This is a genomic window from Cellulomonas cellasea (assembly GCF_006538745.1).
Classification (GTDB): domain Bacteria; phylum Actinomycetota; class Actinomycetes; order Actinomycetales; family Cellulomonadaceae; genus Cellulomonas_A; species Cellulomonas_A cellasea.
Genome location: NZ_BJLR01000009.1, coordinates 1 through 20,438 on the forward strand (window position 1 = coordinate 1; position 20,438 = coordinate 20,438).

Below are 20,438 nucleotides of genomic sequence, written 5' to 3' on the forward strand. Positions count from 1 at the left end.
AGGCCCCCGGCGCAGGTGCGCCGGGGGCCTCGTCACGTGGGTCGTGCGCTCGCCGGTCAGAACGCCGGCAGCACCTCGCCGGCCGGCCACCGCTCCTCGATGAACGCCTTCACGTCCGCCGAGTGCAGCAGCTCGTCGAGCGTCGCGAGCGCCTCGGAGTCCTTGTCCTCCGACCGGAACGCGAGGAAGTTCGCGTACGGGTTGTCCTCGCCGGCCTCGAGCACGAGCGAGTCCTCGGCGGGGTTGAGGTCCGCCTCGAGCGCGAAGTTGCCGTTGATGACCGCGAGGTCGACGTCGGGCAGCGCGCGGACGAGCTGCTCGGGCGCCGTCTCGATCAGCTCGAGGTCCTTCGGGTTCTCCGCGATGTCGAGCAGCGTCGGCAGCGCGTCGCCGGTGTCCTCGAGGGTGATGAGGTCGTTCGCCGCGAGCAGGTCGAGCGCACGCGCCTGGTTGCCGGGGTCGTTCGTGATGCCGACGGTGCCGCCGTCGGGGATGTCGTCGAGCGACTCGTGCTTGTCCGAGTAGATGCCGAGCGGCTCGATGTGGACGCCCTCGAAGTGGTCGAACTCGTAGCCCTGCTCCTCGACCTGCGACTCGAAGTACGGCAGGTGCTGGAAGTAGTTGGCGTCGAGGTCGCCCTCGGCCAGCGACGTGTTGGGCAGCACGTAGTCGTCGAACGTCACGATCTCGAGGTCGAGGCCCGCGTTCTCCGCGAGCTCCTCGTCGACGAACTCGAGGATCTCGGCGTGCGGCACGGGGCTCGCGCCGACCTTCAGGGTCGTCACGCCGCTCGTCTCGGCGACGTCGTCGGCCGCCGGCGTCTCCTCGGAGCCCGAGCCGCACGACGCGAGGACCAGGGCTGCGGCGGTGGTGAGCGCGAGGGTGCTCAGGGTCTTCCTCATGTGTCCTCCTCGGACGTGGGCCCTCGTGGGGCGGGGTGGGTCGGGGGTGGGCGGTGCGGTTCGGGGGCGGCGGCCGGGTGGGTGCCGCGCGTCCGGGCGTCCGCCGTCAGCGGTGGTCGAGCCGGCGGGCCACGGCGTCGCCCACGGCCTGCACGACGACGACGATCAGCACGATCACGACCACGCAGGCGACCATCACGGGCGGGTCGAAGCGCTGGTAGCCGTAGGAGATCGCGAGCGCGCCGAGCCCGCCGCCGCCGATGACGCCGGCCATCGCGGAGTACCCGACGAGCGCGATGACCGTGACGGTCAGGCTCGCGACGAGGGCCGGGAGCGCCTCCCGGACGAGCACCTGCGCGACGATGCCGAAGCGCGTCGCGCCGATGACCCGCGCGGCCTCGACCTTGCCGGGGCTGACCTCGCGCACCGACGTCTCGACGAGCCGCGCGAAGAACGGCACCGCGCCGATGGTCAGCGGGACGACGGCCGCCTCCCAGCCGAGCGACGTCCCGACGAGCAGCCGCGTGAACGGGATGACCGCGATCATGAGGATGAGGAACGGCACGGACCGGACGACGTTCGCGACGAGGCCGACGACCCGGTTGACCAGGGCGTTCGACGTGAGGCCGCCGCGCGCGGTCGCCGCGAGCAGCAGCCCGAGCGGCAGGCCGAGCACCGCGGTGAGCAGCGACGACAGGCCGACCATGGACAGCGTCTCGAGCGTGGCCTCCGGGAGCTTCTCCTGGATCACCGGGCTCGTCACCAGCTCGTCGAGGAAGCTCATCGGGCCACCCCCGCGCCGGTCGCGCGCACGGCGGAGCCGGTCCCCGCGCCCCCGTCCGAGCTCACGACGGCGTGCAGCCCGACGGCGTGCAGCCGGTCGAGCGCCGCGGCGACGTCGGCCGCCGGGACGTCGAGCTGGAGGCGCCCGACGCGCCGGCCGGCGAGCGTCTCGATCGTGCCGGCAGCGACCTCGACGCCGGTGCCGAGCGCCGCGACGGCCGCGAGCACGTCGGCGGTCGCGACGTCGTCCGTCGAGTAGGCGACCTCGACGAGCTGGCGCTCCTCGCCGAGCGGCAGGTCCGGCACCGGGATGAGCTCGCGCGCGAGCCGGGACCCGTACGCGGCGACGACGTCGGCGACGGCGCCCTGCTCGGCGACCCGGCCGTGGTCGAGCAGCGTGACCGAGTCGCAGATCTCGCGGACCACGGCCATCTCGTGCGTGATGATCAGCACCGTGATGCCCAGGCGGTCCCGCAGGTCACGGATCAGGCCGAGGATCTGCCGGGTCGTCGCGGAGTCGAGCGCCGACGTCGGCTCGTCGCACAGCAGCACCGCGGGCTCGGTCGCGAGCGCCCGGGCGATGCCGACGCGCTGGCGCTGACCGCCCGAGAGCTGGGCCGGGTAGGCGCCCGCACGGTTCCCGAGCCCGACGAGGTCGAGCAGCTCCTGCACCCGCGCGGCCCGCTGCGCACGCGGCACCCCGGCGACCTCGAGCGGGTAGGCGACGTTCTGCGCGACGGTCCGCGAGTCGAGCAGGTTGACGTGCTGGAAGACCATCCCGATCCGGCGACGCGCCTCGCGCAGCCGGCCCTCGGGCAGCGCCGAGAGCTCCTCGCCGTCGATGACGACCGCGCCCGACGTCGGGCGCTCGAGCACCGTGAGGCAGCGGATCAGCGTCGACTTGCCGGCGCCCGAGCGCCCGACGATGCCGTGGATGCGGCCGCGCTCGACGGCGAGGTCGATCCCGTCGAGCGCGACGACCTCGGGCGTGGCGCCCGTGCCGGGGTAGACCTTGCGCAGCGCCGTCAGGCGGATGTGGGGTTCGGTGCTCACGAGGTCCTCGGAGGTCGTGCCGGACGGCGGCGGGCCGACGCGCGGCGGCGGCTGTGCCAGGGAAGGTCCGTGCAGGTGCGTGCGGGGTCCGTGCGGACGGTCGGAGCGGGGCTCCGGGGGCGCCGACGAGCGGCGCGCGGGGACGGTGTCAGCTCAGAGGCTGCGACACGCGCCGGGACAGCACGGTCGACACGCGACGCGCGCACGCGTCGGGCGGTCGGTGCTCGTCCCGGTCATAGGACCTATTGGACCACAGCGGGTGAGGCGCGCAGAAACCGGGCGGTGCGCCGGGGTCACGGCCGCGGGGCCGACGTGGGGTGCTGCGAGCGGGCCGACCGGGACGCCGTGGTTCAGCGCGCGGCCGGCCGCGTCTCGACCGTCACGACGCCCACCACGTAGTCGTCGTCGTCCGGCGCGGCCGAGGTGGGCGTCAGCGTGGCCGTCGAGCCGGCGGTCGTGACCCGCGAGAAGCCCTTCGCGTCGACCAGCAGCGAGTTCGGGAAGGCGTAGCCCGTCGCCGTGCTGTCGAAGGCGTTGTCCGGGCTCCCCACGGCCGCGCCGGCGCGCTTGGGCGTCAGCGGGAAGCCGTCGAGGAGCAGCTGGTCGCCGCGCAGCCCGCGGTCGCCCTCCCACGCCACGACGCCGACCCGGGTGCTGCCGCCGGGCTGGGTCGCGACCGTCAGGCTCGGGCCGGTGACGTCGGCCACGCGCAGCGGCGTGTCGTGCACCGCGACCTGGCCGCCCGACGCGTCCGCGTAGACGACGACGAGGGCCCAGCCGGCGTACGCGTCGACGAGCGAGCCCTCGCGGAGCTCGGCGATGTCCGCGACGGACCACACGCCCCCGCGGTGCTGCGACACGAGCGCCGTGACGTCGGCGAACGCCTGGAACTCGCTCGGCCGGCCCGAGCCGTGCTGGGCGAGCACCGTGACCCTGCCGGTCACGGGCGCGTACGCGGCTGCACCGGGCGGGCGGACCTCGATGCGGTCCACCGTCGGGAGCGGGTTCGCGCGCGGGTGGACGCTGTTCGAGGCCCAGTACAGCCCGGCCCAGGCGACCTGCCGGCCGGCCGGGAGGTCGAGCGTCGCGGAGGACGAGACCGAGTCCCCGCCCGCGGCGTTGAGCGGGGTCAGCGAGACGTCGTCGCTGTCCGACGTGCCCGCGAGCACCGCCGCGCACGTGTCGCCGGAGCCGCGGGTCGTGCACGTGAGGAGCGGCGCGCCGATCTCGGTTACGGCGTACCCCCCGGCGGGCGTGCTGTAGCGCGGCGTCGGCGGCGGAGTGGGGCTGTCGGTCGGCGTCGGGGTCGGGGTCACGCTCGGCGTGGGCGTCGGGGTGACCGACGGGGTCGGCGTCGGCTCGACGGACGGCGTCGGGGTCGGCGTGACCGACGGCGTCGGCGTCGGCTCGACGGACGGCGTCGGGGTCGGGGTCGGGGTCGGGGTGACCGAGGGGGTCGGCGTCGGCGTGACCGACGGCATCGGCGTCGGCGTGACCGACGGGGTCGGCGTCGGGTCGGTGCCGTACGGGAGCGCCGTGACCCCGACCTTCGCCGCGGGGAACGGTCCGTCGACGCCCGGCGTCTCGATGGCGAGCTCCGCGGTCCCGAGGTCCCCGTGCTCGGACATCCCGTTCTTCACGAGCCGCGCGCTGACCTGGAGGTCCGAGCCCGCAAGGAGCCGCGCGCCGGTGCACACGACGGTGTCCCCGCCCGGTCCGGGCTCGTAGGACGGCTGCGGCGGGCCGCACGTCCAGCCGGGCGCGGTCACGGGGTCCGGCTGCGCCCAGCGCGCGCCGTGGGGTGCGGTGAGCCGGAGGGTGGGGACGTCGACCGTGCGGCCGCCGACGTTCGTGACCGTCACCGGGATGTCGACCGCGCCGTCGGGCCCGACCAGCTCGACGCCCCGCGCGGAGGACGTGACCTGCAGGTACCCGTCGACCCCGAGCCCGAGGCGCTGGTTCTGGCTGCGGCCCGGGGCGTCCGGCTGCAGCGAGTAGACGAGCGCCGCCCCGGGCACGCGCGCCGCGGAGGCGTCGGCCCACAGGTCGAGCGTGAGGTCGATCCCGTGGCCGCGGCTGGGCAGCTGGTGCCCGGTCGCGAGGCCGCACGTGACCTAGTCGCCTCCGGCCGCCGAGGCGGCGATGCAGGACCACGGCAGGCGGGCGCTCGACGGGTCGGTGTGCACGCCCGGCGGCAGCTGGAGGACGACCCCGGCGGCGGCGCTCGTGCTCTCGCCCGCGTTGAGCAGGTCGAGCGTGAAGGGGCGCGCGTGCTCGGCGTCGCCCGAGGGAACGACGAGCGGGACGGACGTGGCGGTCCCCCCGTGGGCCAGGCGCGCGGCCGAGGCGGTGATCGGGGTGCGGAGCGAGATCGGGGGCCCGGCGGTGAGGCCGGTGCCGCGGATCGCGATCGTGACCTCGGCGTCGTCGCGGGCGTCGACGGACTCGTCCGCGACGACCTGCAGGACGAGGCGCGCGCTCGCGTTCGGCGGCAGCGTGGCGAGCGTGCACTCGGCGACCGAGCTGCCGCCGACGGCGCTCCGGGCCGGGCCGCAGGTCCACGTCGTCGACTCGGCGGCCACGGCGAACCGCCCGGCGGCGCCGCCCGCGAGCGCGACGGGCGCGAGCTCGGTGCGGACCTCGTCGATGCTCACGCCGCTCGGCAGCGTCACCGTCGCGACGAGGTCCGTCGCGGGGAGGCCGCCGCTGTTGACGAGCTCGACGCTCAGCCGGTTCGACGCCCCCGCGGTCAGCGTCACGGCGGCCTGCGTGGTCGCGACGCCGATGGTCGCGGGGACCGGCGGCGGCGTGGTCTCGTCGGGGTCCGGCTCGGGCTCGGGGTCCGGCACAGGCTCGGGGTCCGGGGTCACGTCGGGGTCCGGCTCGTCGTCCGCACCGGTGCCCGGGGCCGTCGTCGGGACCGTGCGCGGGCCGGTACGGCTCGGGACGGTGGTGTCGTCCTCGTCCGAGGGCGTGGCGGCGTCCGCGTCGAGCTCGGTGCCGGGCTCGGGGTCGAGCGTCGGCAGGTCGGTCGGCGCGATGCTCGGCAGGACGGACGGCGTCGGCGTCGCGGTCGGGCGCAGGGTCGAGCCGGGGGTCGGCGACGCGGAGGCGACCGGCCCGTCGGCCTCGTTCGTGGGTGCGGCGTCGCCCGAGAACACGCCCAGGACCCCGCCGACGGCCACCGCGGCACCGACTGCGACCGTCGCCGCGACCGCCCCGAGCACCCCGACGGGCAGGGCGCCGACGAGCGCCGCAAGCCCGGTGGCCCCGGCGGCGGCTGCCGAGCCCGCCGCGACGCTGGTCGTCGCCCCGACCGCACCGGCACCGACCGCGACGCTCGCCGCGCCGGTGCCCGCACCGACGCCTGCTCCTGCGCCCGCACCGGCTCCCGCGCCCGCACCGGTTCCCGCGCCGGCCCCGGCGGACGCGCCGGCACCCGCACCGGCCCCGGCGGTCCCCGCAGTCCCAGCCTCGCCGAGCGCCGCGAAGCCCGACGCGATGCCGCCGCCGACCGGCAGGCCGTGCGACAGCGCGCCGAGCCCGAGCACGCCCAGCACGAGCGGCGCGATGACGACGCGCATGCCGTGGTTGACGTCGCCGAGCTCGAGCAGCAGCGCGCGGCAGTCCCCGCACGTCTCGACGTGGGCGTCGACCTGCGCGGTCTCGCGCTTGGCGAGCCCCCCGCGGACGTACGAGCCGAGCTTGCCGGAGACGCCGCGGCAGCCCTCGGTGAGCGGCTCCTGCAGGTGCTCCTGGAGGTACGCCTGGCGCAGGCCCTCGCGCGCCCGGTAGGCGAGCGCGGCGACGCCGTTCGCGGTCAGCCCGAGCAGCGGGGCGATCTGGGCCGGGTTCATCGCCTCGACCTCGGTGTACCAGAGCACGGCCTGCCAGCGCTCGGGGAGCGTGCGGTAGGCGCGGGAGACGACGCCGCGCTCGAAGCCCTCGAGCGCGGGGTCCTCGGTCGAGGCGGCCGGGCCGACGGCGGACTCGAACGTCGTGACGTCGTCGGTCGGCTCGACGCGGCGTCCGCCCTGCACGCGCAGCATGCCGAGGCGGCGGACCACGGTGAACAGGTACGCGCGGAACGCGACGTCCGGCCCGCCACCGGTCTGGATGATCGAGTAGACCTTCGTGAACGCGTCGGCGACGACGTCCTCGGCGTCCGCGGCGGAGTTCGTGTACTGGCGCGCGACGGCCCAGGCCGCTCCGGCGTGCCGCTCGTAGAGGTGGCCGAACGCGTCCGCGTCGCCGGTCCGGGCAGCAGTGATCAGCTCGGCGTCGCTGAGGACGGTGTCCTCGACCCCGGCGCTGCTCATCCGCACCGCTCCTCGCTCGTCGTCCGCCGCACGACAGCTCCCCAGGGCCGCGCGTCGCTCCGGGGAGGGCGCCAGCACTGCTGTCGTCGTCCGCCCGGAACGACAAGAGTCGCACATCCGCGCGATATCCAGGATCCGTCTCGAAAACTTCGCCCGGAACCGCGTCATAGTGGCCGACCTGGCCCCTCTCATCCGGTGTGACGACCACAGGACCGGACAGCAGCCAGGCAGTTCCGCCGGCTCTCCGCGAGCGCTGGCGCAGCCAGAGCGCCGAGTCGGTGTGGCTTCGACCCGCCGACTGGTACCACCCCGCCGTCGACGCGGTCGTGGAGGCCGTGCTCGCCGGGCGGGACCCGTCGGCAGCGGCGGAGCGCCTCGGCGAGGTGCGCGGCGGCGCGGGCGTCGGCATCTCCGAGGCGATCGAGGACCTCGCATGCCTGTACCGCTCGACCGGGGCCGTCGAGCCGCCGCTCGCGGTGGTGCGCGCGCTGTGCGAGGGCTGGTCCTCGGCACAGGGCGGCGCGCTGCTCATGGGCTCGTGCCTCGACCCCGAGTCCGGCCTGCCGACGCGCGACTACCTCGTGACGCGGCTCGGCGAGACGTACGGCACGGCCGAGCGGGAGGACACGTTCGCCCAGCTCACGCACTGCCTCGTGCTCGTCGACGTGGCCGCCGCCGAGGTGTCGCCGTGGACGCGCATGGCGCGCTCGGCCGCCGTCGGTGCCGCGCTGCGCAACGCGTACGGCCCCGGGCACCCGATGGCGACGCTCGGGGGCGGGCTGTTCGCCGTCCTCGTCGAGCGGGACCCCGAGCTCGGCCCGGGCATCGCGGTCGCGCGCCTCGAGATCACGCACCAGGCCGAGCAGCTCGAGGTCACCGACCTCCTGCGGCAGCCGCCGCGCATCTGGACCGAGCAGCTCCCGCGCACGCACGAGCGCGCGGTGCAGCTCCTCGCCGAGATCTCCCGCTGACGCGGGAACCAGCTCCGCCGGGACGTCTGACCCCCCTCGCCGTCCCGGCGTGACCTCTTCTCCGGCCGTGGCGTCGGTTGGGCACGGGGGGCTCAGCCGACGTCCCGGCCCGAGAACCCTCCGGTGCGCACCGGCGGGACGCACGCACGCGGCGTGAGCACTCCGGCGCGACGCACGCACGCGCGACCAGCTGCCCGGCCCGACGCACGGCCCGGTGGCGTGGTGCCCGTCCGCGGACCGACGCACGGACGGCGACGGGCAGACGTCGACCCCGCCGTCCGCGAGGCGACGACGGGGTCGGGCGACGTGTGCGGGCGGTCAGCGGTGCGTGTACGTCAGGCAGTCGGCGAGGTCGCGCCCGGCGCCGACCCGGACTGCGGGCGCGCTGCACTCGAGGTGGTCGTTGTGCGCGCAGTCGTGGCGCTGGCACGCGCCGACGTGCGAGACGACCTTGTCGAGGCCCCCGCGGATGTCGAGCGGGATGAAGGTCGCACACGCGGCGTCGGCCCCGCTGCCACCGATCGTGACCGCCTCGGCGTGGCAGCCGTGGTGGTGGTCGTTGTAGGAGCACTGGTCGACCGAACACTCGCTGACGGCGGGCATGTCCGTGAGGGCGCTCATCCTGACCTCCGAGAGGGTGTCGTACGGATCCTGCGGTCCCTCTCGACGGTAGACCCGCGGGCCGCGTCGCGCCCAGGGGCGGGCGGGCCGGCGCGCGTGCCGGCGCTGGGCCGTGCGGGTGGACGCCCGGGTGAAACTGGTGCCGTCCGACCACTTTCAGGTGATGCGCTGCGGCCGATCGGGTCGGGTGAAGGCATCCCGACCCGAGAGGTTCTCCCGTGAACACCGACGTCCGCATGGGCACGACCCGCGCCCTCATCCCGTCCCGCCCGACCGGCCGCGTCGCGCGTGCCGCGTTCGCCGCCGCCGTCCTCGCGCTGCTCGCGACCGGGCTCGCCGTCCCGTCGCCGCTCGTCGCCCCGGCCGCGGCGGCGACCGTGCCTGCGGCGTCCACCACGGCGGTCACGCTGCCGGCCCCGGGGAGCCCCGAGGCGTACCTGTTCACGCGCGTCAACCAGGTGCGCGCGCAGAACGGGCTCGCCCCGCTGCAGTACCGCGCGCGCCTCGGCGAGGTCGCCGAGGCCTGGTCGCAGGAGATGGCACGCGTCAAGGTCCTGTCGCACAACCCGCGCATCTCCTCGCTCATCGAGCCCGGCTGGACGGCCTGGGGCGAGAACGTCGGGTTCGCGGGCGGCTACGCGAACAACGCCGAGCGCATCTTCACCGGGTGGATGAACTCCGCCGGCCACCGCGCGAACATCCTCAGCACCCGCTTCACGTCCATCGGGATCGGAGCCGCGACGGACTCCCGCGGCTACCTCTGGTCCACGCAGGACTTCGCGACGTACCGCTGACGAGGGCAGCCTGCGGTGCGCTCCGGGCAAGTGCGCACCGCAGGCACCTCATGCGATCGTCAAGGACAGGCGACAACGGCCGCGAACCGGTCTAACGTCGGTCTATGAATCCCGCGCAGCTCGCACCGCACGACGACGCCCCCGGGCCGCTCCTGACCTCGGGTCGCGACGCGGACGTGTACGCGCTCGACGAGGACCGCGTCCTGCGCCGCAACCGGGACGGCCAGAGCGTGCTCCGCGAGGCCGCGATCGTCCGGCACGTGTGGGCGCACGGGTTCCCCGCACCGCAGGTGTTCCGCGCCGAGGGCGCCGACCTCGAGATGGAGCGCCTGCACGGCCCGACGCTGCTCCAGGCGCTCGCCGCCGAGGAGGTCCCGCTGCGCGAGGGCGCCACCATGCTCGCCGAGCTGCTCAACCGCCTGCACCGCCTGCCGGTGCCGCAGGACGACCTGCTGACCGTCGGGAACGCGGACGACGTCGTCGTGCACCTCGACCTGCACCCCGCCAACGTGGTCCTCACCGAGTCGCACGGCCCCGCGGTCGTCGACTGGTCGGCCGCGCGGCTCGGCAGCGCGGCGCTCGACGTCGCGACGACCGCGCTGCTGCTCGCCGAGGTCGCCGCCGACGAGGGCGGCGACTACTCGCACGCCGCGCAGGTGCTCCTCGTCGCGTTCCTCGCGGCGGTCGACACCGACCCGCTGCCCGCGCTGGACGAGGCCGTGCGCCTGCGGACGCGGGACAGCCACCTGGTGCCGGGCGAGCGCGAGCTCGTGCCGGCCGCCGCGGCGCTCGTGACGCGGTACGCGCACGGCGCGCACTCCTGACCCGCGTCGCCCGGGCCGCTAGCCGGGGGTCGGGGCGAGCGGCACGGCGTCCGGGGTTGCGGCGAGCGGCGCGACGTCCGGGGTTGCGGCGAGCGGCACGGCGCCCGGCGCTGACCCGACGCGAGCCGCCGCGCGGAGCTCGGCGTGCCGCAGCAGGAACTGGCGCTCGTCGAGACGCCTGCGCCGCATCCACGCCGTGACCTCGGTGTTGCACTTGCTCGCGTTGCACGACCGGCACGCGGGGACCACGTTGTCCCAGGTGTAGCGGCCTCCGCGGGAGATCGGGAGCACGCAGTCGCGCTGCAGGGCGTCCGCGCCGGGCGCAGCGCCGCAGTAGGCGCAGCCGCCCCACGCCGCCAGGAGCGCGGCCCACTGGACCGCGTCGAGGTCGTGCTCGACCGCACCCATCCGCCGCTTCCGCCGGTTCGCGGCTCGCGCCCGGCGGCTCGTGCTTGCCATCGGGCGAGCATACGGAGCACCGCCGCTCCCCCGGCGGTGGCGCGCGGACGCACCGGGTGGCACGCGGCGGCACCGCCGGCCACGGGGGCACGGACCCAGGACGACGACGCGCGGCCGCCGCCTCCGGGGAGACGACGGCCGCGCGGTGGTGCAGGGGTCAGGACGTCAGAAGTCCCAGTCCTCGTCCTCGGTGTTGACGGCCTTGCCGATGACGTACGACGAGCCGGACCCCGAGAAGAAGTCGTGGTTCTCGTCCGCGTTCGGCGACAGCGCCGAGAGGATCGCCGGGTTGACGTCCGTCTCGTCGCGCGGGAACAGCGCCTCGTAGCCGAGGTTCATCAGCGCCTTGTTGGCGTTGTAGCGCAGGAACTTCTTGACGTCCTCGGTCAGGCCGACGCCGTCGTAGAGGTCCTGCGTGTACTCCACCTCGTTGTCGTACAGCTCGAAGAGCAGCTCGAACGTGTAGTCCTTGAGCTCCGCGCGCTCGGCCTCCGAGAGCTTCTCGAGGCCCTTCTGGTACTTGTAGCCGATGTAGTACCCGTGCACGGCCTCGTCACGGATGATCAGGCGGATGAGGTCGGCCGTGTTCGTGAGCTTGGCCCGGCTCGACCAGTACATGGGCAGGTAGAAGCCCGAGTAGAACAGGAACGACTCGAGCAGCGTGCTCGCGACCTTGCGCTTGAGCGGGGAGTCGCCGCGGTAGTAGTCCATGACGATCTCGGCCTTGCGCTGGAGGTTGGAGTTCTCCTCCGACCAGCGGAACGCGTCGTCGATCTCCCGCGTCGAGCACAGCGTCGAGAAGATCGACGAGTACGACTTCGCGTGCACCGACTCCATGAACGCGATGTTCGTGTAGACGGCCTCCTCGTGCGGCGTGATCGCGTCGGGGATCAGGCTCACCGCGCCGACCGTGCCCTGGATGGTGTCCAGGAGCGTCAGGCCGGTGAAGACCCGCATCGTGAGCTCCTGCTCCTGCGGGTTCAGGGTCGCCCACGACTGGATGTCGTTGGAGACCGGGACCTTCTCGGGGAGCCAGAAGTTCCCGACGAGGCGGTCCCACACCTCGGCGTCCTTGTCGTCGTCGAGGCGGTTCCAGTTGATCGCCGAGACGCGGCTGACCAGCTTCAGCTTCTCACTCATGTGACTGCACTTCTCTCAGGGGTTCGCGGGGGCGCAGGGGCGCGGGCGGGCGTCGGCTCAGAGCATGCAGCTGACGCAGCCCTCGACCTCGGTCCCCTCGAGGGCCATCTGGCGCAGGCGGATGTAGTAGAGCGTCTTGATGCCCTTGCGCCACGCGTAGATCTGCGCGCGGTTGATGTCACGCGTCGTCGCGGTGTCCTTGAAGAACAGCGTGAGCGACAGGCCCTGGTCGACGTGCTGCGTCGCCTCGGCGTACGTGTCGATGATCTTCTCGTAGCCGATCTCGTACGCGTCGTCGTAGTACTCGAGGTTGTCGTTCGTCAGGAAGGGCGCCGGGTAGTAGACGCGCCCGATCTTGCCCTCCTTGCGGATCTCGATCTTCGACGCGACCGGGTGGATCGACGACGTGGAGTGGTTGATGTACGAGATCGAGCCCGTCGGCGGGACGGCCTGCAGGTTCTGGTTGTAGATCCCGTGCTCGCGCACCGAGGCCGCCAGCTCGCGCCAGTCGTCCTGCGTCGGGACGTGCACGCCGGCCGTCTCGAAGAGCTCACGCACCCGCGCGGTCTTCGGCTCCCAGGCCCGCTCGGTGTACTTCTCGAAGTACTCGCCGGTCGCGTACTTGGAGTCCTCGAACCCGTCGAACTTCTGGTTGCGCTCGATCGCGAGGCGGTTGGACGCCCGGATCGCGTGGTACGCGACCGTGTAGAAGTAGATGTTCGTGAAGTCCAGGCCCTCCTCGGACCCGTAGTGCACGCGCTCGCGCGCCAGGTACCCGTGCAGGTTCATCTGCCCGAGGCCGATCGCGTGGCCGCCGGCGTTGGCGCGGCGGATCGACGGGACCGAGTCGATGCTCGTCTGGTCGGAGACCGCCGTGAGCGCGCGGATCGCCGTCTCGACCGTCTGGCCGAAGTCCGGGGAGTCCATCGCCAGGGCGATGTTCATCGAGCCGAGGTTGCACGAGATGTCGCGGCCCACGTGCTCGTACGACAGGTCGTCGTTGTAGGTCGACGGCGTCGAGACCTGCAGGATCTCCGAGCACAGGTTCGAGTGCGTGATCTTGCCCTTGATGGGGTTCGCGCGGTTGACCGTGTCCTCGAACATCACGTACGGGTAGCCGGACTCGAACTGCAGCTCGGCGAGCGTCTGGAAGAACTCGCGCGCGTTGATCTTCGTCTTGCGGATCCGCGCGTCGTCGACCATCTCGTAGTACTTCTCGGTGACGGAGATGTCCGCGAAGGGCACACCGTAGACGCGCTCGACGTCGTACGGCGAGAACAGGTACATGTCCTCGTTCTTCTTGGCGAGCTCGAACGTGATGTCCGGGATCACGACGCCGAGCGAGAGCGTCTTGATGCGGATCTTCTCGTCGGCGTTCTCGCGCTTGGTGTCGAGGAACCGGTAGATGTCCGGGTGGTGCGCGTGCAGGTACACGGCGCCGGCGCCCTGGCGCGCGCCGAGCTGGTTGGCGTAGGAGAAGGAGTCCTCGAGGAGCTTCATCACGGGGATGACGCCCGAGGACTGGTTCTCGATGTGCTTGATCGGGGCGCCGTGCTCGCGGATGTTGCTGAGCAGCAGGGCCACGCCGCCGCCGCGCTTGGAGAGCTGCAGCGCGGAGTTGATGCCGCGCGCGATGGACTCCATGTTGTCCTCGATGCGCAGCAGGAAGCACGAGACGGCCTCGCCGCGCTGCGCCTTGCCCGAGTTGAGGAACGTCGGCGTCGCGGGCTGGAACCGGCCCGAGATGATCTCGTCGACCATCGACAGCGCGAAGTCCTCGTTGCCGTCGGCGAGCGTGAGGGCGACCATGCAGACACGGTCCTCGAAGCGCTCGAGGTACCGCTTCCCGTCGAACGTCTTGAGCGTGTACGACGTGTAGTACTTGAACGCACCGAGGAACGTCTGGAAGCGGAACTTCTTCGAGTACGCGTACTCGAACAGCGTCTTCACGAACGCCGCGTCGTACTTCGCGAGCACCTCGGGCTCGTAGTACTTGTTCTCGACGAGGTAGTCGAGCTTCTCCTTGAGGTCGTGGAAGAAGACCGTGTTCTGGTTGACGTGCTGGAGGAAGTACTGGCGCGCTGCCTCGCGGTCCTTGTCGAACTGGATCTTGCCGTCGGGACCGTACAGGTTGAGCATCGCGTTGAGGGAGTGGTAATCCATCTCCGTCGCTACGCCGGTATCCGTGACTGTCGCTGCCAAAATGTCCTCAATCCTTCACGGACGCGGGTGACGTCCTCGTTCGTTCCCAGGAGCTCGAAGCCGTACAGGTACGGGACGCCGCACTTGGCGGCGATGATGTCGCCCGCGATGCAGTACGCCTCGCCGAAGTTGGTGTTCCCCGCGGCGATGACCCCACGCAGGAGCGCGCGGTTGCTCTCGTCGTTGAGGAACCGGACGACCTGCCGCGGCACCGCGCCGCCCTCGTTGCCGCCCCCGTACGTGGGGACGACGAGGACGTACGGCTCGTCGACGTGGAGGAACGGCTCCTTGGGCGTCAGCGGGATGCGCTGCGCGGGGAGACCGAGCTTCTCGACGAAGCGGTGCGTGTTCTCCGAGGCGCTGGAGAAGTAGACCAGCGAGCTCATGCTGTGCTCCCTCGTCTGCGGACCTCGGTGGACCCGGGGCTGGTCCTGGCGCGTTGCTGCTGCGGTGCTCGCGCCCGCCTCGACGGCTGGGGCGCGGGCACCGCGGGTGGTGCGGCGCCGCGTGGTGCCTGCTGAGCGGTGGTGCAGCGGCCTCGTGGGCCGCCGGCGCTCAGGCGACCGCGTCGGCCATGCGCTCCGCGAGGGCCTTGATCTGGTCCGGGCGGTAACCCGACCAGTGCTGGCCGCCGGCGACGACCACGGGCGCCTGCAGGTGCCCGAGCGACATGACGTAGTCGCGTGCGTCGGCGTCCTGGCTGATGTCGACGACCTCGTACTCGAAGCCCAGCTTGTCGAGCGCGCGGTACGTCGCGTTGCACTGCACGCAGGACGGCTTCGTGTAGACGGTGATCGACATTCTGGCTCCCGTGGACTTGCTGTGAGACTCGGTGCCGCAGCCCTCACTGCGGTGTCTCGACACTACACCTAGTGGTCGGTCTTGGCAGTGACCACAACCACTTGTGCTTACATCCGTGTCGTTTCTCACCCGCTGTGGACAACTCCAGGCTACGCGCAGGGTCTGACACGGCCCCGACCTGCGGGTTCGCGCCCCTCCACAGCACCCCCACAGTGCTCTCCACAGGCGCCTCCACAGGGGGACGTCCGATTCGTCCCGCGTGCCGCCGGGCGACACACCGCGTGAACACGCGAGGGCCTCGGCGTGTCGCGCCGGTGACGCGCGGACGACGCACCGGAGGTGTCACCCGAACGGGCGTCACCCGGCGCCCGGCTTCATCCGCAGGCACCCGTCACGCCGGGGGACGGACACCCGATGGGGCCCGACGAACCCCTGTCGTCCCACCGAGGAGCCTTCCCCGTGAGCACCACCGCCCCCGACCCGACCGTGCCCCCCGCCGCCGCGGGCCCACGCTGGAGCTGGACCATCGGCCGCCGGCTCGTCGCCGGCTACGCCGTCGCGCTCGTCCTGCTCGCGGTCATCGGTGTCGTGTCGTTCACGAACACCCAGAAGCTCGTCGAGAACAGCGGCTGGGTCGCGCACACGCACCAGGTCCTGAACGGGACCGACGCGATCCTGTCCTCGCTCAAGGACGCCGAGACCGGCCAGCGCGGCTACCTCATCACCGGCGTCGACGGCTACCTCGCCCCGTACACCGCGGCGCAGGCCGACGTGACCGAGCACATCGACGCCGTCCGGGCGCTCACGAGCGACAACGCCGAGCAGCAGGGCCGCCTCGACGACCTGGAGCCGCTCGTCGCCGCGAAGTTCGAGGAGATGCAGCAGACGATCGACGTGCGCGACGACGAGGGCTTCGAGGCCGCCCAGGCGATCGTGCTCTCCGACGCCGGCAAGGCCGTCATGGACCAGATCCGGGGCGTGCTCGACGAGATCCGCTCGGACGAGGCGCAGCTGCTCGCCGAGCGCGACGCCGCCGCGAGCGCGACCGCCACGACCACCAAGTCGGTCGTCCTCGGGGGCACGGCCGTCGCCGTGCTCGTCGTGCTCGTCCTCGCGACCTTCCTCACGCGCAGCATCACGCGCCCCGTCAACGCGCTCACGAGCCGCCTGCGCGAGATCGCCGACGGCGACGGGGACCTCACGCAGCGCGTCGACGAGTCGGCGGCCGACGAGATCGGCGCGCTCGCGACGGTGTTCAACCGGTTCGTCGGCAACGTCGCCACGCTCGTGCAGCAGATCGGCGAGACCGCCTCGACGTCCTCGGCCGCCGCGCAGGAGCTCTCCGTGATCACCGCGGAGATGACCCGCCAGTCCTCCGACGCCGCGCTGCAGGCCACGGCCGCCGCCGCGGCCGCGGAGCAGGTCTCCTCGAACGTCCAGACGGTCGCTGCCGCGAGCGAGCAGATGGGCGCCTCGATCCACGAGATCGCCCGCAGCGCGTCCGAGGCGAGCAACGCGGGCCGCACGGCGGTGACCCGCACCGACGAGGCGAACACGACCATCAGCCGGCTCGGGGAGTCCTCGGCGGCGATCGGCGGCGTCGTCGCGCTGATCAACACGATCGCGCAGCAGACCAACCTGCTCGCGCTGAACGCGACCATCGAGGCCGCGCGCGCCGGGGAGGCCGGCAAGGGCTTCGCGGTCGTCGCCGGCGAGGTCAAGGAGCTCGCGCAGCAGACCGCGCGGGCGACCGAGGAGATCACCGCGCGGATCTCGCAGATCCAGGGCGACGTCGACGTCGCGGTGTCCGCGATCTCGTCGACCACCCAGGTCATCGGTCAGGTCAACGACCACCAGAGCAGCATCGCGGGAGCGGTCGAGGAGCAGAGCGCCACGACGAGCGCGATGTCGGCGAACGTCGCCGAGGCCGCGGTCGGCGCCACGACCATCGCCGACAACGTCCGCTCGATCGCCGAGAACGCGCAGCACACCGTCGGCAACATCGACCAGATCCGCTCGTCGGCCGACGAGCTCGCGCGCAGCTCCCAGCACCTCGACGAGCTCGTCGGACGCTTCCGGGTCTGACCCGCCGCCGCGCGTGCACCTCGACCCGGGTGCACGCGCGGCGTCGTCTCACCGGGGCCGGCGGCGCAGCGTCGCGTCAGTGAGCGCCGGCTCGACGGTCCGCGGGCCGGCGCCCTCCGCACGCGCGCCGGCTGCGCGATGCTGTCCCCGTGCAGATCACGACGCTCGGGACGCTCGCCGTCGACGGCCGGCCCGTCCGCGGGGCGCGGCTCGTCGCCCTCGTGCGTGCGCTCGTCGACGCGCGCGGACGCAGCGTGAGCGTCGCCGCCCTCGCCGAGGCGGTCTGGGACGGCGCGGCGCCCGACGACGCGGCCGGTGCGCTGCAGGCCCTCGTCTCGCGCGCGCGGCGCACCGGGCTGCGGGTCACGTCGGGCCCGGCCGGGTACGCGCTCGCGCACGACCCCGCGGACATCGACGCGGTCCGTGCCGCCGCCACGCTGCGCCGGGGCCGCGACGCGCTCCGCACGGGCCACGCCGACGACGCCGACCGGTGCGCCGCCGAGGCCCTCGCCCTCGTCGGCGCCGACGTCCCGCCCGGCACCACCGCCGTGCACGACGACCCGGCGCACCTGCGGCTGCTCGCGGGCGCGGTCGCGCTGCGCGTCGAGGCCGCGCTCGCGGGCGGCACCGACCCGGGCCCGCTCGACGTGCTGCGCGCCCTCGCGCTGCGCACCCCGCCCGACGAGCCGCTCGTCGCGCTGCTGGTCCGGGCGCTCGCCGCACAGGGCCGCGACGCGGAGGCGCTCGACGTCCTCGAGGGCGTGCGCGCCGGGCTCGCCGAGCGGTTCGGCACCGACCCGTCGGGGGTCGTCGCGCAGGTGCACGTCGCGCTGCTGCGCGGCGAGCTGGCACCGGGCGCACCGACCGGCCCGCCGACCGGCCCGGCGACCGCGGCGGGCGAGGCCCTCGCCGTCGGGTGGCGCCGGGCTGTCACGGGGCTCGTCGGGCGGGAGGTCGACGTCGCCGCAGCCGAGAGCGCGCTCGCCGATCAGCCCCTCGTGACCCTCGTCGGGCTCGGCGGCGCGGGCAAGACCCGCCTCGCGCTCGAGGTCGCACGCCGCGCCGCCGAGCGCGGGGTCGCGGTCCACGCGGTCGAGCTCGCGGGTCTGCGCGAGCCGTCCGAGGTGCTCCCCGCGCTGCTCTCGGCGGTCGGCGCCGCGGAGTCCGTCGCGGACCCCGACCGACCCCAGGGCCGCCGGGTGCTCGGCGCCGACGAGCGCCTGCAGCGGGTCGCCGAGGTCGGCGGGCTGCTCGTGCTCGACAACTGCGAGCACCTCCTCGACGCCGTCGCCGACGTCGCGGCGCGGCTGATCGCGCTCGCCGACCGGGACCTGCGCGTGCTCGCGACGAGCCGGGCACCGCTCGCCGTGCCGGGCGAGACCGTGCAGCCGGTGCTCGCGCTGCCCGACGCCGACGCCCTCCAGCTCCTCGGGACGCGCGCACGCGCGGTGCGGCCCGACCTCGCGTGGGACCCGGACGTCGCGGCGGCGCTGTGCCTCCGGCTCGACAACCTGCCGCTCGCGCTCGAGCTCGCGGCGGCGCGCGTGCGGTCCATGCCGCTGACCGACGTGCTCGCGGGGCTCGACGACCGGTTCGCGCTGCTCGACCACGCCCTGCGCGGGATGCCCGAGCGCCACGCGGGGCTCCGCGCGATGGTCGACTGGAGCTGGAGCCTCCTGACCGACGACGAGCGCGTCCTGCTGATGCACGTCGCGGTGGTGCCGGCGCCGTTCACCGCCGCGACCGCGGTGCACCTCGTCGGGCCGGACGCGGCGCGCGCTCCGGCGGGACCGGGTGCAGCGAGGTCGGGTGCAGCCAGGCCGGAGGTAGCGACGACGGTTGCCGGGGCGTCGGGGCCGCTGCTCGGCGAGACGCGGGCCCGGCGGGCGCTCGGCGCGCTGGTCGAGCAGTCGCTGCTCGTGCTGGAGGAGCCGGGCCGTGACGCGTCGGCCCGCGACGCCGGAGGGCACGGCGGCGAGGCCCCCGCCCGCCCGGGTGCCGCGCGCTACCGGATGCTCGAGACCGTGCGCGAGTACGGCGAGCAGCGGCTCGCGGAGCTCGGTGACCCGGCGGACGCGCGCGACCGCCTCGTCCGGTGGGCCGTCGACGAGGCGCACGCCGTCGCGGAGATGCTCGCCGCCCGGGAGCACACGGCCGGGATCCGGCGCGCGGGCGCCGAGCAGGAGTCGCTCCTGGCCGCGCTGCGCTGGGCCGTCGAGCGGCGCCGCGAGCGCGAGGCGATGGCCGTCGGCGCGGCGCTGCTCGCGCTGTGGACCGTGCGCGGCCTGCACGCCGAGGTCGACACGTGGGCCGCGGTCCTGCTCGGCTCGCACGACCCGGAGCTGCGCGCCACGTCGTGGGCGCTGCACGGCCCGCGCACGGACGCACCGCCCCCCGAGGCGGAGGACGTCGCGACGGTCGCGCTGCACGCGCTCGTGAACTCCGGCATCGCCGGCACCCAGCGGCGCGGAGCGGTGGCCCGCCGGGTGGCGCGACGCGCGCTCGCGTCGCCCGCGGCCGTCGGACGCGGGCGGGTGCGCCACCGGACGGCGGCGCTCGTGCGGGCGATGGACGCGCTGACGTCGGTGGAGTCCGCCGACGGCGTCGCCGCCGCGGAGGCCCTCGCCCGCGAGGACGACCCCTCGCTGGCCGGCATGGGCCTGTTCCTGCGCAGCGCGCTCCGCGAGAACCTCGGTGACGTGGACCTCTCGCTGCGCGACGCGCACGCGGCCTACGACCGGTTCGCGTCCGTGGGCGACCTGTGGGGCATGGGCATGGCAGCCCAGGGCATCGGGCAGTGGGAGGGCGGGCGCGGAGGCGCCGGCGCCGACGTGTGGCTCGAGCGAGCCGAGGACCACCTCCGCGCGATCGGGGCTGTCGCGGACGCGCGGGCGATCGCCGTCGTCCGGCACGTGCACCGGGCGCTGCGCGGCGAGACCGGGTCGCGCGCGGCGCTCGAGGACGTCGTCGCGGCGCCCGCGTCCGGGGGCGCGTCACGGGCGCACGCCTCGGTCGGGCTCGCCGCGCTCGCCGCGCTCGAGGACCGGTGGGACGACGCCGTCCGGCATGCCGACGAGGCGCTCGCCGTCGCGCGCGACGACCCGGCGGCCGTCCCGCAGGCCCGGGTCGTGTACGTCGTGTGCGCGGCGGTCATCCGGCTGCGGGCGGGTCACGACAGCGAGGCGCTCCTGCGCTCCGCGGTCCCGGAGGCCGTCAGCACCAAGGACGCGCCGGTGCTCGGGTCGCTCGCGCTGGGCTTTGCCGAGCTCGCGGCGAGCCGCGGGGAGCACGAGCGCGCGCGGACCCTGTGGGCGCTCGGCACCCGGCTCGGCGCGAGCATCGCCCTGATCTTCGGGCCCGCGTTCGCGTCGCTGCTGCACGCGCACGTCGGGGACGGCGACGAGCGCACCGCGCTGCTGGCCGAGGTGCACGACCTGACCAGCAGCGCGGCTGTGAGCCGCATCGTGGCGCTCCTGCGCTGAGG

The 20,438-nt window shown here is 74.1% G+C and carries 16 protein-coding genes; 5 read left to right on the top strand and 11 right to left on the bottom strand.

The window, feature by feature from the left end:
- Positions 1-56: 56 nt before the first annotated feature.
- From CCE01nite_RS03290 to CCE01nite_RS03310, 5 genes are all read right to left on the bottom strand, one after another.
- On the bottom strand, positions 57-902 hold the full coding sequence (locus CCE01nite_RS03290; protein WP_034627754.1) for a MetQ/NlpA family ABC transporter substrate-binding protein: 846 nt from the start codon (positions 900-902) through the stop codon (positions 57-59).
- A gap of 106 nt (positions 903-1,008) precedes the next feature.
- Positions 1,009-1,686 (bottom strand): methionine ABC transporter permease, encoded by a 678-nt coding sequence (locus tag CCE01nite_RS03295; RefSeq protein ID WP_034627751.1) that lies wholly within the window; start codon positions 1,684-1,686, stop codon positions 1,009-1,011.
- The gene (locus CCE01nite_RS03300) at positions 1,683-2,738 is read right to left on the bottom strand and encodes a methionine ABC transporter ATP-binding protein (RefSeq protein ID WP_246056301.1); all 1,056 of its coding nucleotides are present in this window, start codon (positions 2,736-2,738) and stop codon (positions 1,683-1,685) included. The genes CCE01nite_RS03295 and CCE01nite_RS03300 overlap by 4 nt, the downstream gene beginning before the upstream one ends.
- A gap of 350 nt (positions 2,739-3,088) precedes the next feature.
- A complete protein-coding gene (locus CCE01nite_RS21620; protein ID WP_034627747.1) occupies positions 3,089-4,756 on the bottom strand; it encodes a hypothetical protein in 1,668 nt (555 codons plus the stop codon).
- 96 nt (positions 4,757-4,852) lie between these two features.
- A complete protein-coding gene (locus CCE01nite_RS03310) occupies positions 4,853-7,057 on the bottom strand; it encodes a sigma-70 family RNA polymerase sigma factor (RefSeq protein WP_170223931.1) in 2,205 nt (734 codons plus the stop codon).
- Positions 7,058-7,335: 278 nt separating this feature from the next.
- On the opposite strand from CCE01nite_RS03310, the gene CCE01nite_RS03315 reads away from it, so the two are divergent.
- A complete protein-coding gene (locus tag CCE01nite_RS03315) occupies positions 7,336-8,028 on the top strand; it encodes a hypothetical protein (protein ID WP_084142957.1) in 693 nt (230 codons plus the stop codon).
- 318 nt (positions 8,029-8,346) lie between these two features.
- Here CCE01nite_RS03315 and CCE01nite_RS03320 read toward each other — a convergent pair whose 3' ends face one another.
- Positions 8,347-8,649 (bottom strand): DUF1540 domain-containing protein, encoded by a 303-nt coding sequence (locus CCE01nite_RS03320; RefSeq protein ID WP_034634639.1) that lies wholly within the window; start codon positions 8,647-8,649, stop codon positions 8,347-8,349.
- 218 nt (positions 8,650-8,867) lie between these two features.
- Here CCE01nite_RS03320 and CCE01nite_RS03325 point away from each other — a divergent pair, with 218 nt between their 5' ends.
- Both CCE01nite_RS03325 and CCE01nite_RS03330 read left to right on the top strand, forming a co-directional pair.
- Positions 8,868-9,443: a CAP domain-containing protein gene (locus tag CCE01nite_RS03325; RefSeq protein ID WP_052104461.1), complete on the top strand. Its 576-nt coding sequence runs from the start codon at positions 8,868-8,870 to the stop codon at positions 9,441-9,443.
- A 104-nt stretch (positions 9,444-9,547) separates the two neighbouring features.
- Positions 9,548-10,267, top strand: coding sequence for a phosphotransferase (locus CCE01nite_RS03330; protein WP_052104460.1), 720 nt, complete (start codon positions 9,548-9,550; stop codon positions 10,265-10,267).
- A gap of 18 nt (positions 10,268-10,285) precedes the next feature.
- On the opposite strand, the gene CCE01nite_RS03335 is transcribed toward CCE01nite_RS03330, so the two are convergent.
- From CCE01nite_RS03335 to nrdH, 5 genes are all read right to left on the bottom strand, one after another.
- Positions 10,286-10,726 (bottom strand): HNH endonuclease, encoded by a 441-nt coding sequence (locus CCE01nite_RS03335; protein WP_084142956.1) that lies wholly within the window; start codon positions 10,724-10,726, stop codon positions 10,286-10,288.
- 165 nt (positions 10,727-10,891) lie between these two features.
- On the bottom strand, positions 10,892-11,866 hold the full coding sequence (gene nrdF / locus CCE01nite_RS03340) for a class 1b ribonucleoside-diphosphate reductase subunit beta (RefSeq protein WP_034634638.1): 975 nt from the start codon (positions 11,864-11,866) through the stop codon (positions 10,892-10,894).
- Between the two features lie 57 nt (positions 11,867-11,923).
- Positions 11,924-14,029, bottom strand: a complete 2,106-nt coding sequence (gene nrdE, locus CCE01nite_RS03345) for a class 1b ribonucleoside-diphosphate reductase subunit alpha (RefSeq protein WP_218026439.1) — start codon at positions 14,027-14,029, stop codon at positions 11,924-11,926.
- A gap of 8 nt (positions 14,030-14,037) precedes the next feature.
- Positions 14,038-14,454, bottom strand: a complete 417-nt coding sequence (gene nrdI / locus CCE01nite_RS03350) for a class Ib ribonucleoside-diphosphate reductase assembly flavoprotein NrdI (RefSeq protein WP_034634633.1) — start codon at positions 14,452-14,454, stop codon at positions 14,038-14,040.
- Between the two features lie 169 nt (positions 14,455-14,623).
- Complete coding sequence (gene nrdH / locus CCE01nite_RS03355) at positions 14,624-14,869, bottom strand: glutaredoxin-like protein NrdH (RefSeq protein WP_034634631.1); 246 nt, start codon at positions 14,867-14,869, stop codon at positions 14,624-14,626.
- A gap of 459 nt (positions 14,870-15,328) precedes the next feature.
- Here nrdH and CCE01nite_RS03360 point away from each other — a divergent pair, with 459 nt between their 5' ends.
- Positions 15,329-16,954 carry a methyl-accepting chemotaxis protein gene (locus CCE01nite_RS03360; RefSeq protein WP_052104459.1) on the top strand — a complete coding sequence of 542 codons (1,626 nt, stop codon included), beginning with the start codon at positions 15,329-15,331 and terminating at the stop codon, positions 16,952-16,954.
- A 149-nt stretch (positions 16,955-17,103) separates the two neighbouring features.
- Positions 17,104-20,436 (top strand): ATP-binding protein, encoded by a 3,333-nt coding sequence (locus CCE01nite_RS03365; protein WP_141371972.1) that lies wholly within the window; start codon positions 17,104-17,106, stop codon positions 20,434-20,436.
- Positions 20,437-20,438 lie beyond the last annotated feature (2 nt).

Bases quoted from the DNA above. Each gene is read 5' to 3' on its own strand.
- CCE01nite_RS03310 (WP_170223931.1), bottom strand. From the start codon at position 7,057: ATGAGCAGCGCCGGGGTCGAGGACACCGTCCTCAGCGACGCCGAGCTG.
- nrdH (WP_034634631.1), bottom strand. From the start codon at position 14,869: ATGTCGATCACCGTCTACACGAAGCCGTCCTGCGTGCAGTGCAACGCG.
- CCE01nite_RS03335 (WP_084142956.1), bottom strand. From the start codon at position 10,726: ATGGCAAGCACGAGCCGCCGGGCGCGAGCCGCGAACCGGCGGAAGCGG.
- nrdI (WP_034634633.1), bottom strand. From the start codon at position 14,454: ATGAGCTCGCTGGTCTACTTCTCCAGCGCCTCGGAGAACACGCACCGC.
- CCE01nite_RS03320 (WP_034634639.1), bottom strand. From the start codon at position 8,649: ATGAGCGCCCTCACGGACATGCCCGCCGTCAGCGAGTGTTCGGTCGAC.
- CCE01nite_RS03290 (WP_034627754.1), bottom strand. From the start codon at position 902: ATGAGGAAGACCCTGAGCACCCTCGCGCTCACCACCGCCGCAGCCCTG.
- nrdE (WP_218026439.1), bottom strand. From the start codon at position 14,029: ATGGATTACCACTCCCTCAACGCGATGCTCAACCTGTACGGTCCCGAC.
- CCE01nite_RS03330 (WP_052104460.1), top strand. From the start codon at position 9,548: ATGAATCCCGCGCAGCTCGCACCGCACGACGACGCCCCCGGGCCGCTC.
- nrdF (WP_034634638.1), bottom strand. From the start codon at position 11,866: ATGAGTGAGAAGCTGAAGCTGGTCAGCCGCGTCTCGGCGATCAACTGG.
- CCE01nite_RS03295 (WP_034627751.1), bottom strand. From the start codon at position 1,686: ATGAGCTTCCTCGACGAGCTGGTGACGAGCCCGGTGATCCAGGAGAAG.